At 47.9% G+C, this 12861-nt stretch carries 11 protein-coding genes; 10 read left to right on the top strand and 1 reads right to left on the bottom strand.

Annotated elements, in window-relative coordinates; genetic code table 11:
- Positions 1-96: 96 nt before the first annotated feature.
- Positions 97-783 carry a cell division ATP-binding protein FtsE gene (gene ftsE, locus AC58QD_RS26345; protein ID WP_497338014.1) on the top strand — a complete coding sequence of 229 codons (687 nt, stop codon included), beginning with the start codon at positions 97-99 and terminating at the stop codon, positions 781-783.
- Positions 773-1690: a permease-like cell division protein FtsX gene (ftsX, locus tag AC58QD_RS26340; protein WP_497338013.1), complete on the top strand. Its 918-nt coding sequence runs from the start codon at positions 773-775 to the stop codon at positions 1688-1690. Before ftsE ends, ftsX begins: the two co-directional genes overlap by 11 nt.
- 69 nt (positions 1691-1759) lie before the next feature.
- Here the strand turns inward: ftsX and AC58QD_RS26335 are convergent, their stop codons facing one another.
- The gene (locus tag AC58QD_RS26335) at positions 1760-2992 is read right to left on the bottom strand and encodes a stalk domain-containing protein (RefSeq protein WP_497338012.1); all 1233 of its coding nucleotides are present in this window, start codon (positions 2990-2992) and stop codon (positions 1760-1762) included.
- A 209-nt stretch (positions 2993-3201) separates the two neighbouring features.
- Between AC58QD_RS26335 and AC58QD_RS26330 the strand changes: the two genes are divergently transcribed.
- The 8 genes from AC58QD_RS26330 (at position 3202) to yycF (ending at position 12849) form a co-directional block, all read left to right on the top strand.
- The gene (locus AC58QD_RS26330) at positions 3202-4140 is read left to right on the top strand and encodes a DUF2232 domain-containing protein (protein WP_497338011.1); all 939 of its coding nucleotides are present in this window, start codon (positions 3202-3204) and stop codon (positions 4138-4140) included.
- A gap of 17 nt (positions 4141-4157) precedes the next feature.
- Positions 4158-6119 carry a DHH family phosphoesterase gene (locus tag AC58QD_RS26325; RefSeq protein ID WP_497338010.1) on the top strand — a complete coding sequence of 654 codons (1962 nt, stop codon included), beginning with the start codon at positions 4158-4160 and terminating at the stop codon, positions 6117-6119.
- Positions 6116-6562: a 50S ribosomal protein L9 gene (gene rplI, locus AC58QD_RS26320; protein WP_497338009.1), complete on the top strand. Its 447-nt coding sequence runs from the start codon at positions 6116-6118 to the stop codon at positions 6560-6562. The genes AC58QD_RS26325 and rplI overlap by 4 nt, the downstream gene beginning before the upstream one ends.
- Positions 6563-6588: 26 nt before the next feature.
- The gene (gene dnaB / locus AC58QD_RS26315) at positions 6589-7947 is read left to right on the top strand and encodes a replicative DNA helicase (protein WP_497338008.1); all 1359 of its coding nucleotides are present in this window, start codon (positions 6589-6591) and stop codon (positions 7945-7947) included.
- 173 nt (positions 7948-8120) lie between these two features.
- Positions 8121-9407, top strand: coding sequence for an adenylosuccinate synthase (locus AC58QD_RS26310; protein WP_497338007.1), 1287 nt, complete (start codon positions 8121-8123; stop codon positions 9405-9407).
- Between the two features lie 151 nt (positions 9408-9558).
- Positions 9559-10146 carry a hypothetical protein gene (locus AC58QD_RS26305; RefSeq protein WP_497338006.1) on the top strand — a complete coding sequence of 196 codons (588 nt, stop codon included), beginning with the start codon at positions 9559-9561 and terminating at the stop codon, positions 10144-10146.
- A 198-nt stretch (positions 10147-10344) separates the two neighbouring features.
- Entirely contained in the window at positions 10345-11883 is a 1539-nt protein-coding gene (locus AC58QD_RS26300) for a peptidoglycan DD-metalloendopeptidase family protein (protein WP_497338005.1), read from the top strand.
- A 246-nt stretch (positions 11884-12129) separates the two neighbouring features.
- A complete protein-coding gene (gene yycF, locus AC58QD_RS26295; protein WP_497338004.1) occupies positions 12130-12849 on the top strand; it encodes a response regulator YycF in 720 nt (239 codons plus the stop codon).
- Positions 12850-12861: the final 12 nt, after the last annotated feature.

Below are 12861 nucleotides of genomic sequence, written 5' to 3'. Positions count from 1 at the left end.
TAGCGAAGCTCCTCTTCGTTATGGGTTTTTTAGTGCTTTCTTGCTTCCACGGTGTTGAAACAACTCAAGCTAATTATGAACTAGGATGTGAGTCATTTGATAGAAATGCAGGATGTATCAAAAACTTATGCAGACGGCACCTTGGTTCTGCAAAACATCAATATCAAAATTAATCCTAGTGAATTTGTGTATGTGGTAGGTCCTTCCGGTGCAGGAAAATCCACCTTCATGAAATTGATTTATCGCGAGGAACGCCCGTCCAAGGGGCACATTTTCGTCAATGGATTTAACTTGGAGCGACTAAAACAGCGTAAAATACCATATGTCCGACGGGACATCGGCGTAGTATTTCAAGATTTTAAATTGCTGCCCAAGCTTACCATTTATGAGAATGTAGCTTTTGCGATGGAAGTTGTCGAAGCGCCCAAGAAATTAATCAAGAAACGGACGCTTGAAGTGCTGGACCTCGTGCGTCTCCGTGATAAAGCGTCCGCGTACCCAAACCAACTTTCAGGCGGACAACAACAGCGGGTGGTCATCGCCCGTGCTATCGTTAACAATCCGTCAGTGATCATTGCCGATGAGCCTACGGGCAACTTGGACCCCGATAACTCGTGGGAAATCATGAGGCTGCTCGAAGAGATTAATTTTCGCGGCGCCACTATTGTTATGGCCACGCATAACAAGGAGATCGTCAATACGATGCGAAAGCGCGTCATCGCTATTGAGAAGGGTCAAATCGTAAGAGATGAGGCCAGGGGGGAGTATGGCTATGAAGATTAGCACCATAGGACGGCATATCCGAGAAGGTACAAAAAACGTAGTACGCAACGGATGGATGTCGTTCGCTTCGGTAAGTGCAATATGCATCTCGCTGTTCATTCTCGGACTATTCTTAATCTTGAGTCTTAATGTTAATCATTTGGCGACACAAATCGAGAACCAAGTTGAAATCCGCGTATATTTAGAAATAGACACACCAACGGAGCAGGTAACTGCAGTAGAGAAGGAAATCGCCAGCTTGTCTGATGTGAGCAAAGTAACGTTTGTGTCCAAAGCGGAAGGTCTGAACATTTTACGGGAGAAACTGGGGGAAGACAGCAAAGAGCTCCTAGAAGGATTTGAAGGGGAGGAAAATCCGCTTAACGATTCGTTCACCGTTGAAGTAAGAGACCCTTATTTGGTAGACCAAGTGGCGCAGCAAATCCAGGCGATCAACAACGGCAAAAACCCACCCCCGGTGTTCAAAGTCAGCTACGGTAAAGGCACCGTGGAGGTACTGTTCAAAATCACCGGTATAGTACGCAACGTTGGGTTAGTTTTCGTCTTGCTGCTAGCTTTCACCGCGATGTTTCTCATTTCGAATACGATAAAAATGACGATCGTTGCGAGACGCAGGGAAATCGGTATAATGAAGCTGGTTGGGGCGACAAATGGATTTATTCGCTGGCCGTTTTTCATTGAAGGTGCCATGCTCGGGTTGATCGGTTCGATTGTTCCAGCCGGTATTTTGCTAGTCGGATACTGGAAGTTCGTCGATTTCAGCAAGGTAGAGCTTGGGCTCATGTTGTTTAAGCTGATTCCGGCGGGGGAGCTTCTGGGGGCGGTGTCCGGACTGCTGCTTGGCATAGGTGTTCTGATTGGCATTTGGGGCACTCTGTTATCCATGCGGAAGTTTATGAATGTCTAAGGATTAAGAACATGACAAAGAACGGCCACAGGGCGATCCAACTAATCGCATTGTGGCCGTTAATGCTTATTACAGGTTGATGTATGCGGAATGGCTACCCTGGACGTACTGCACATCGAGGCCAAGGCCCTCCAGCATCAGACGCAGCGGTACATATGTCTTGTCTTCACCTTCACTTAGGTGTAGTCGGGGAAGATCTTGAATAGATTTAGTTGCGCCGTTCACTTTCATCTCGGTCGAATCAATAGTCAATTCTACTTGGTTGCCGTTCAGGTGAATAATTGCGGTTTTGGTAGCATCCACCCAGTCCACGTGAGCACCGAGCGCCTCTGTGTATTCCCTGAGAGGTACGAATGTGCTGCCTTCTAGCAGTAATGGCATGTGAGGTGTATCAAGCACACGGCCTCCTACTACCACTGTGATCAGGTCTTTCACTTTTACCGCGACCTTGGTTTCACCCCAGATCGTATTGGCGAACACTTCGGCCATTTTGGCGTAGCCCTGTTGTTTAGGATGAACATCGAGACTTGCAATATGGGTGTACAAGCCTTCACTGCCTACGAATTCGGCAGCGACAGGAGCCATTCGAACATTAAATTTCTTATCAACGAACGATTGGATGACTTCTTGAAGTATCAGGGTCATCCTTTCTTTTATCGGTTGCAGTTTCTTATAAATGGATGCAAGCACCGAAGGAATTGGTGAATATTGATCGGCAATAATGACTTGAACCTGAGGATTAACGGAATAAATGGCTGTCAAGGCGGCCTTCAAATTGTCACCATACACCTTCAATTTCTCGTCGGCGTACGCCTTCAATTGTTCATCCGTCATACTGCTGAAGGTACTGGTGATGGAAGTCCCAATATCATTAATACCAATCGTTATGGTCACATGAGTGGCTACCTGCAAATCCTTTTTCATTTGCTCGATAGGCAGCAATTCTTCTTTTCTAGGATCGTCCAAGTCGCTTTGGATATCGGTGCCTTTCACCGCTTGGCCTTTGACAATGGCCTGAATAAGTTTATTCAGCCCTGTGCTGTTCAATCCGCTGATTCCGTAATTAGCTACTGTTGCCCGCCCACGGTAAAGTGCTTGCTCATAAAGGCGCTCTACAAAACCGTAGGGTGTTGCATTAATGTCCAAATCGGGTTCATACCCTAGAGTAATAGAATCGCCGAACGCGACGTATCGAGTGCTCGATGTCGCTTGAGCGAAGGTTGATACAGGAATACTCAGCAGCAGAAGCAGAGTAAGCAACAGGGATGTAATCGTGGTCATAAGCTTTCTTGTGGGTATCATTGGGTTTCCCTCCATCGTGATAACTTGTTATACTTTCCATTCTACACCTGACACAGTAATCCCTTTTTATTGGAAAAAATCCAAGCCTATCACTTAAAATCCATGCTTTGTTTCCTGAAAAGGAAGAAGTCCAGCCAGGGAAAGAGGATAGGACATTACCTGCTGAATTGTGTTATAATGAACAGTAATTTGGGTCAGAGGTGACATAGTTGAAAAAGCAGCCATTGCTTTGGAGCTTCATCTACTTGGTGCTGCTCTTGCTTTCCTTTACACCGTTCGTTCTCATTACCATCAGTTTGATGATGATCCCGATCGTGATCTTGTTCGTGAAACTCGATCTGAAACGGTTCATCGTGCATCATGTTGTCATTTTACTTGCCGTCTACCTGGTATCCTTCATGTTCGGTGTTGGCTTGCTTGGTACGGTAGCTGTTATTCTAACGTTGTTCTTCATGACTCCGAGCGTGGTCATTGGAAAGATGTATCGCAAGCGTGCATCCGCGAGAAGCGTGATAACAGCGGGTGTGGTTGCCATGTTAGCGCAATTGCTGCTACTGTTGTTAATCCTTACCTTGTCGGGCGTTCAAGTGATCGATGAGATGAGAGACTACATGAAGAACAGCATGGAGACCCTTCCTGCTGAACTGCAAAGTATGGTTCCAGCCGATCTAATGGAGCAAGTGCTGCAGGTAATGACACAGCTGTTACCGTTGTATTTGATCGGATTCTCCATGTACTACTCGATTATTACACATTGGTTGGCACGCAAATTTCTGGTTCGCAGTGGTGAGCCGCTTCCTGGCTTAAAGCCGGCTAAGGAATGGATGCTGCCGCGTTCGTTGATCTGGTACTATCTGATTGCGTTGATCCTCAGTTATATTTATGTGGATCCAGACGAATCGATGATATTTATGGTGTTACTGAATATTATGCCGCTAATGATGTTTGCTTTTACCGTTCAGGCATTCGGATTCTTGTTCTTTATCGCTGACCTGCGTCGGTGGTCAACGAAGGTGCCTAAGACGATTACAGTGATCGGGGTATTTGTGCTTCTATTGATCCCCTTTCTGATGCAGTTGGTTAGCTTGCTGGGTCTGTTCGATGTGGCTTTTCCTATTCGAGACCGGTTAAAGAATAAAGCATCATAGGGTTAGGGAGCGACACTATGCCGAAGTTTCTAGTGAATCGATGGCACGGCTTGCATATGTATGGGGTGTTTGGATTAGTCCTCCTCTTATCAGGCCTATTAATGTTCTATGAATGGATCATGGGTGCAGCCGGCCTTCTATTGGGCGCTGCGCTTGTCTATTATACGGTTGTTGCTGAGAAAGCCTTTCGCAAAGAGCTGAATCAGTACTCAGCAACACTGTCTCATCGCGTCAAGAAAGCAGGCAATGAGGTTTTCAATGAACTGCCGCTTGGCATTGTGTTATTCGACGAAGAGCGGGTCATTCAATGGAACAATCCGTTCATGGCACACCTGCTGGTGAAGGAAACCTTGATTGGTGACAACCTGTTCGAGCTTTTTCCTACGCTCAAGGGTAAGACCGACAAAGACGCTCGGGTGGATCTGAGCATAGGGAAGCATATCTTTCAGGTCATGATCAAAGCCGAGCACCGTCTTCTGTATTTCCAAGATGTGACGGCCATGACGGTAATAAGTAAACGGTTCGAAGAAGAGAAGATCGCTATCGGAATTGTGATGCTGGATAATCTGGATGAAGCTACGCAAGGTATGGACGACCAGAGCAGAAGCCTTATGCTGGCCAAAACTACTGGGGAGCTTACAAGCTGGGCGCAGAAGTATGAATTGTTCATGCGCCGCACTGCATCCGATCGGTTCTTGTTCGTGACGAATATGAAATCATTGCGGCTATTGGAGCAATCTCGATTCGATGTGCTAGATGATGTCCGTGACATGACGATCGAGAACAAAGTCCCCATGACGCTGAGCGTCGGTATCGGTGCAGGAGCAGATTCGCTGGTAGAGCTTGGCCAGTTGGCGCAGACCAGCTTGGACATGGCGCTCGGACGAGGTGGCGATCAGGTTGCCGTTAAGGTAGGCCAACGGCTCTCGTTCTACGGAGGCCGGTCAAATGCGATTGAGAAGCGGACTCGCGTACGAGCACGGGTAATCTCGCATGCTATGCGCGATCTCATCAGAGAGAGTGATAAGGTTATCATTATGGGCCATCGCTTCCCGGATATGGATGCGATAGGGGCTGCTATCGGTGTCTTGAAGGCGGTTCAAGTAAGCCAGAAGGAAGGGTATATCGTCCTGGAAGGGGTGAATCCTTCCATTCAGAAGCTGATGGAGACGGTCAAGGCTGACGAGCGGTTATATAAATGGTTCGTCACGCCAGAACAGGCCATGCAGATTACGACTCCTCGCAGTCTTGCGGTCGTGGTCGATACCCATAAAGCTTCGATGGTAGCTGAACCGAAGCTGCTTCAGCAGACTCAACGGATCATGGTGATCGATCACCACCGCAGAAGCGAGGAGTTCATTAACGAGGCGACCTTAATCTATATGGAGCCATATGCTTCTTCCACATGCGAGCTCGTTACGGAATTGCTGCAGTATTTCCAGGATCGATTGACAATGGAAGTGTTAGAAGCCACGGTGTTGTTAGCTGGAATTGTCGTGGACACGAAGAGCTTCGCTCTCCGGACGGGGGCAAGAACGTTCGAGGCAGCGTCCTTTTTAAGACGAAACGGGGCAGATTCCGGGCTTATTCAGCGGATGCTTAAGGAGGATCTCGAAGCCTTCATTAGCAGAGCAGAAGTGATCAAACATGCCGAAATTCTATATGAGCATATCGCAATAGCAGTAACCACACCAGGCAGCAAATATCCGCAATTGCTTATTGCACAGGCAGCAGATACGCTGATGAATATGACAGATATTGTGGCTTCCTTCGTCGTCAGCGAACGTACAGATGGTCTGATTGGCATTAGCGCACGATCGCTCGGTCAGATCAATGTACAAGTAGTGATGGAGCAATTAGGTGGCGGCGGTCATCTAACGAATGCTGCAGCCCAGTTAGAAGGCAGTCTTGAGGACGCGGTTGTGAAGCTGAAGAAGGTACTTGCACAAATGAAGGATGAGGAGGGGTTGTTCGAATGAAAGTTATATTCCTGAAGGACGTCAAAGGTCAAGGTAAAAAAGGTGATGTGAAAGATTTATCGGAAGGATATGTTCGCAACTTTTTACTGCCGCAAGGATTAGCCGCAATCGCTTCGGACGGCAATGTGAAGCAGTTGGAGCAGCAGAAATCTGCGGAGAAGAAGCGCAAGGACAAGGAGAAGGAAGACGCTCAGGCGCTCGCCGCGAAGCTCGGGGAAACGACGGTTATCATTAAAGCGAAATCCGGAGAAGGCGGACGGTTGTTCGGGTCGATTACCAGCAAGCAGATTGCTGAGGAGATGGAGAAGCAAGGTCTGTCTGTCGATAAGCGCAAAATTGTAATGAACGACGCGATTCGCGGTCTTGGGGTCACAGTTATCTCGATCAAGCTGCACCCCGATGTTACCGCACAGGTTAAGGTGCAAGTTACGGAAGAAAAGTAAAGATGAACTAAGGAGAGGAAATGGCCATGAACGAGGAAATATTTCTCGACCGCATCCCTCCACAAAATTTGGAAGCCGAGCAAGCGGTATTGGGAGCAATTCTGCTTGATGGCGAAGCACTGGTCACAGCACTGGAACGCGTAAGCGATGAAGACTTTTATCGGACCGCGCATCAACATATCTTCGCAGCCATGCAGGAGCTTGGGCAAGAGGATGAACCGGTTGATCTGATTACCTTGACCGCTAAGCTGCAGGACAAGCAGCAGCTGGAGGATATTGGCGGTGTCTCGTATCTGAGCTCGCTTGCCAATGCAGTGCCTACGGCAGCCAATGTGGACTATTATGCGCAGATTGTGGAAGAGAAGTCGATGCTCCGCCGCTTGATTCGTACCGCAACCCAGATCGTGAGCAACGGATATGCCGGCGGAGAAGAAGTAAGCGATCTGCTGAATGAAGCCGAGCGCAAGATTCTGGAAATATCCAATCGCCGGGCAGGCAATGGTTTCGTCTCGATTCGTGACGTGCTGATGGAAGTATTCGAGCGAGTCGAATTTCTGTACAATCACAAAGGCGGAGCAACTGGGGTTCCTTCTGGCTTCACGGATCTGGACCGCATGACGTCCGGCTTCCAACGCTCGGACTTGATTATTGTGGCTGCTCGGCCTTCTGTAGGGAAGACGGCGTTTGCGCTGAATATTGCGCAGAACGTGGGCGTTCGAGCCAAGGAAACCGTGGCCATCTTCAGTCTCGAGATGGGCGCGGCGCAGCTAGTACAGCGGATGATCTGCGCAGAAGCCAACGTAGACGCGACACGGATGCGGACAGGCTTCCTGGAAGGCGACGATTGGGAGAAGCTGACGATGGCCATAGGGACCTTGTCAGAGGCGAATATCTACATCGATGATTCTCCATCGGTAACAGTAGCGGATATTCGTGCCAAGTGCCGCCGACTCAAGAAGGAGAAAGGGCTTGGTATGATTCTAATCGACTACCTGCAGCTGATTCATGGCCGCGGGAAGGGAGGAGAGAATCGCCAGCAGGAAGTATCTGAAATCTCTCGAACACTGAAGGCGATAGCGAGAGAGCTGAATGTTCCCGTAATCGCATTGTCGCAGCTCAGCCGCGGCGTGGAACAACGTCAGGACAAACGTCCAATGATGTCAGACTTGCGGGAATCGGGATCTATTGAGCAGGATGCCGATATCGTGGCCTTCTTGTACCGGGATGACTACTACGACAAAGAGTCGGAGAAGAAGAATATCATCGAGATTATTATAGCCAAGCAGCGGAATGGACCCGTTGGAACGGTAGAGCTTGTATTCTTGAAAAATTTCAATAAATTCGTAAGCCTGGACCGCCAGTATGCACCGGAAGCGGCAGGTTAAAGCACACATATGCACTAATTTTCGATTATATCCGAACAATCCCGCAGACTAGTGTGGGATTGTTCGTTTTTATTGACTTTACAATAGGGTACTGTTAAACTGAGAATGCCGCTCTCCGACGGGTGCGGCTTATCTTGGTGTGTGCTCCACACCACCTTACGGGGGTATGAGGAATGTCAACGGTTGTTGTAGTCGGAACCCAATGGGGCGACGAGGGCAAAGGAAAGATCACGGATTTCCTAGCGGAAAGCGCTGACGTGGTGGCTCGTTATCAAGGCGGTAACAATGCAGGTCACACGATTCTAATTCAAAATAAAAAGTATAAATTACACTTAATTCCATCTGGTATATTCTATTCTAATAAAATATGCGTGATCGGAAACGGCATGGTGTTGAATCCTGCTGCTCTTATTGAGGAAATTAATTATATTCACGAGAACGACTATTCTACAGACAACCTTCGAATTAGCGACCGTGCTCACTTGATTATGCCATACCACCTTTTGCTAGACGGTCTGGAAGAAGATAGCAAGGGCTCGAACAAGATCGGTACGACTCGTAAGGGAATCGGTCCTTGTTACATGGACAAAGCAGCCCGTAACGGGATTCGAGTTGCTGATCTGATGGATGCTTCTGAATTCGAGCGCAAAGTACGCCAGATGGTTGGCGAGAAGAATCGTGTAATTGAGCAAGTATACGGCTCCAAAGGACTTGATGTAGAACCAATACTCAAGGAATACTTGGAGTATGCAGAAGTGCTTCGCAAGTACGTTACGGATACGTCTGTAGTGTTGAATAATGCGATAGACGATGGAAAGCGCGTGTTGTTCGAAGGTGCGCAAGGGGTTATGCTCGATATTGACCAAGGGACTTATCCATTCGTAACTTCATCGAATCCAACAGCAGGCGGCGTCTGCATCGGTTCGGGTGTAGGCCCGACTAAGATCCAGCAAGTTATTGGTGTAGCCAAAGCTTACACGACTAGAGTAGGTGACGGACCTTTCCCAACTGAGTTGAACAATGAGACTGGTGACTGGATTCGCGAGAAAGGCAATGAGTACGGCACTACAACCGGTCGCGCGCGCCGTGTAGGTTGGTTCGACAGTGTTGTTGTACGGCATGCTCGCCGTGTCAGCGGAATTACCGGCCTATCCCTTAACTCGATAGACGTCTTATCCGGACTAGACTCGGTTAAGATCTGCACGAGCTACAAATACCGCGGTGAGGTCATCGATTACTATCCGGCAAGCCTGAACGTTCTATCCGAGTGTGAAGCGGTCTATGAGGAGTTCCCAGGGTGGCAAGAGGACATCTCACAAGTGAAGACGATGGATGAGCTTCCTGCTAACGCCAGGACTTATCTGGAGCGCGTCTCGCAGCTTACAGGTATTCCGATTGCAATCTTCTCTGTAGGACGCAACCGCGAGCAGACGAATCTGGTGCAGGCGATCTACTCCTAATCTTAACAGCCTATAGAATAACTTCGAGAATCTTCGCCTCTGGCGGAGATTCTTTTTTGTTTCATTCCTTTTAAACCCTTGCGAATCGGTCAATACTGGAAGCAGTAAGCGCATAACCGCTTCCAGGAGCGAGAGAAGGTGGGAATACGACATGAAGCTAGTAGGCTGGTTCAGCAAGCTGCTCGTAAGCGCGATATTAATTAGTGCCATATCGGTTATTACGACAGGATATATTGTGAATTTCTATATTACTCAACTATTAAAGCCCTATAACTTGCAAATTTCGGAGAAACCTTTCGAAATTTCTGATTTTTTGGTCAATATATGGGGGAAGCCGAATATATTGGGTCAGGAGGGGTCTAACTCGCGGAACGGACAGGAATCGGCTGCCAATAAAGATTCCGCTGGTGATACCTCAGTTGGGAAGGAGGATTCTGTCGCAGCATGGGCACAAGCAGGGAGCAATGCGAGGACGGACTCAGCTAGATCGCAAGAGCAGGCTCTTGTGATGTCGGAAGAGCAATTCCAGACCAAGAAGGAACAGTTGTCGAGCGAAGACAAGACGATTATTTTTTCAGCGTTGTCACGACTCCCTCAGGAAGAGATGCAGACGATCTCAACTCTAGTAGAAGATGGAATTACTTCTGAGGAGCTTGCGAAGGTGGAGAAGATCGTGGAACAGCATCTGAAGCCGGAGGAATACAAGCAGCTTCTTGTCATTCTGCAAAAATACAAATAATCAGATACAATAGGTAACATTTCGCGATCCTCTCCTATGACCAGTTATCATAGCTGATGCGATTTTTCCGCGTCCGGCGTGACTTTAGGCCCAGCGGTTGAAAATAGTAGACTAGCTGTGGTAAAGTAGAAACATTGGCGTGCTGTATTATATTGTCGAAATCTGCCAAGTTTCAATAATGGGTAAGAGGAGAGAAACATGAACTCAATCAAGATAACCGAGTGGGTTAAGGGCGTGTGGGAGAAATCCAAGCGCGCTTTCACATCGACCCGCGGCAACAGCTTGACTGAACCAATCAAGGATCGAAAGCCTCTTCATCACGCGATTTCCATTCTAAGAGCGTACAGGCTTCGTTTGTTGAAAGGGGTAGGCGCCCTAGGGCTGCTAGCTTCCGTTTCAATAGGCGGTAACCAATATGTGAAGCTTCACACGTATGAGGTGTTTCATGTGTATGTCGGCAGTCAATTAGCCGGTACCGTGAGCGATCCACAAGTGATTGAAGATTTCATTGTGGGCAAGTACAAGGATTTAGAGTTAAATAATCCCAATGTACATATGGTCCTGAATTCCGATGAGGTCAACTATAAAGCTGAAAAGGCTTTCAAATTATCAAGTGACAACACTGCAGCTATTGACGGCGTCAACAACCTGCTAGTTGCCAAGGCAATTGGTGTGGAAGTGGTCGTGAACGGCAAGGCCGTTGGTGTAGTCAAGGACAAGGAAGCAGCTGAACAAATCCTTGATCAGATCAAGCAGAAGTATGTGCCGCAAGCAAAAGTCGATGGAGCAGTAAGCATATTATCAGCCAAGGCAGTACCGCAGATCGGGCAACCGACTGTAGAATCCGTTGGGTTCGTTGAACCGATCGAGATGAACACGAAGGAGATTAAGCCTGATCAATTAACGGATCCGAAACTGATCTTGAGTCGGTTGGAGACAGGTGATGTCGCGCCTTCGAAGTACACCGTGGAGCAAGGTGATTGCGTAGGCTGTATAGCCAAGAAGCTAAGCATTCCCAGACAGCTTATTTACGAGAAGAACCCATGGATACAAGACGATAAGATTAAAGTAGGTCAAGTATTGGATGTCACGATTCTGAAGCCGGCGCTTACCGTTCGAACGATCGAGAAAGTAGTCGAGAATCAAGAAATTCAATATGATACGATCTATGAGAAAGACGACAATATGCGTCAAGGTCAGACTGAGACGATTAAACCTGGCATTAATGGACTGAAGAAAGCGACCTTTGAGCTGACCAAGGAGAACGGCTATCTCACCGATGAGAAGCTGCTGGATGAAGAGATTCTACAGCCCGCTGTTACCGCCGTCGTGAAGAAGGGCACCAAGGTGATTCTTGGTGAAGGATCAGGGAAGTTCTCATGGCCTGTGCTAAGCGCCAATATTACAAGCAGCTTCGGCCAGCGCTGGGGCAAGATGCACAAAGGTATTGATATTACAGGCAATAAGAACATCATGGCATCGGATAACGGAATTGTCCTTTATGTCGGTGACAAGGGTGATGGATATGGCAAGCAGATCATTATTGATCATCAGAACGGCTATCGCACCGTGTATGGGCATCTAAGCTCTTTCATTACAACCAAAGGCAAGGTTGTGGAGAAAGGCGAGAAGATCGGAATCATGGGCAGTACAGGAGATTCTACAGGCACCCACTTACACTTCGAGGTTCAACGAAGCGGTGTAGCCGAGAATCCGATGAAGTTTTTGACGAGATAATCTAATTAGCTGTTTGAATAAGCACTTATACCCTTATTACCCCAAGTAACACTTAATGAAACCAGGTGTTCCAGAGGCCCAGTAGCGACCGTATGTCGCTATTCGGCCTCTTTTTACTTATAGGAGATCCTCCTAAGGTATTCAGAGTTCGATTCAAAGGCTTTCTCCATTTATTGGGGGAAAGTTAAATGGGAATAGGGGTTCAGGTGTGGTAGAATAGGAAGAAAAGCAGGACGGTGATCGAGAGTGTACGGGAAAATCCTGGTAGTGGACGACGAGCAACCGATTGCAGATATTCTTAAGTTTAATTTAGAGAAAGAAGGCTATCAGGTGGTGTGCGCTTTTGACGGAGGAACGGCTGTAGAGCTGGCATTCTCAGAAGAACCAGACCTGATTTTGTTAGATATAATGCTTCCTGTGAAAGATGGCATGGATGTGTGCAGGGAAGTTCGCGCTAAGCGGGATATTCCGATCATTATGTTGACCGCGAAGGATTCGGAGCTGGACAAAGTGTTAGGTCTGGAGCTGGGAGCAGACGATTACGTAACGAAGCCATTCGGTTCAAGGGAATTATTAGCACGTGTGAAGGCACATCTGCGCAGACAGAACAAATCGCTCCAATCGCAACAAGAGGCAACGGAGCCAACAGGTCTTCGGATTCATAAATTAATGATCGATAGCGACATGTACATCGTGTACAAGGATCACCAGCCGTTGGACCTGACACACAGGGAATATGAGTTGGTCTATTATATGGGCAAGAACTGCGGACGAGTGATGACTCGGGAGCATTTGCTCCAAGCCGTATGGGGGTTCGAGTATCTAGGCGACGTCCGGACGGTGGATGTGACGATTCGTCGATTGCGTGAGAAGATAGAGGATGATCCAAGCAAACCGGAGTATATTATGACTCGACGCGGACTTGGATACATGATGCGAAATCCGAGAACCGGGGGGCCGGTCTAGGCCGGGAGGGCC

This window comes from Paenibacillus sp. J2R1T-4, assembly GCF_059692235.1.
The sequence above is the reverse complement of the archived record's forward strand: the minus strand, read 5'-3'. Positions and strand labels throughout refer to the sequence as shown.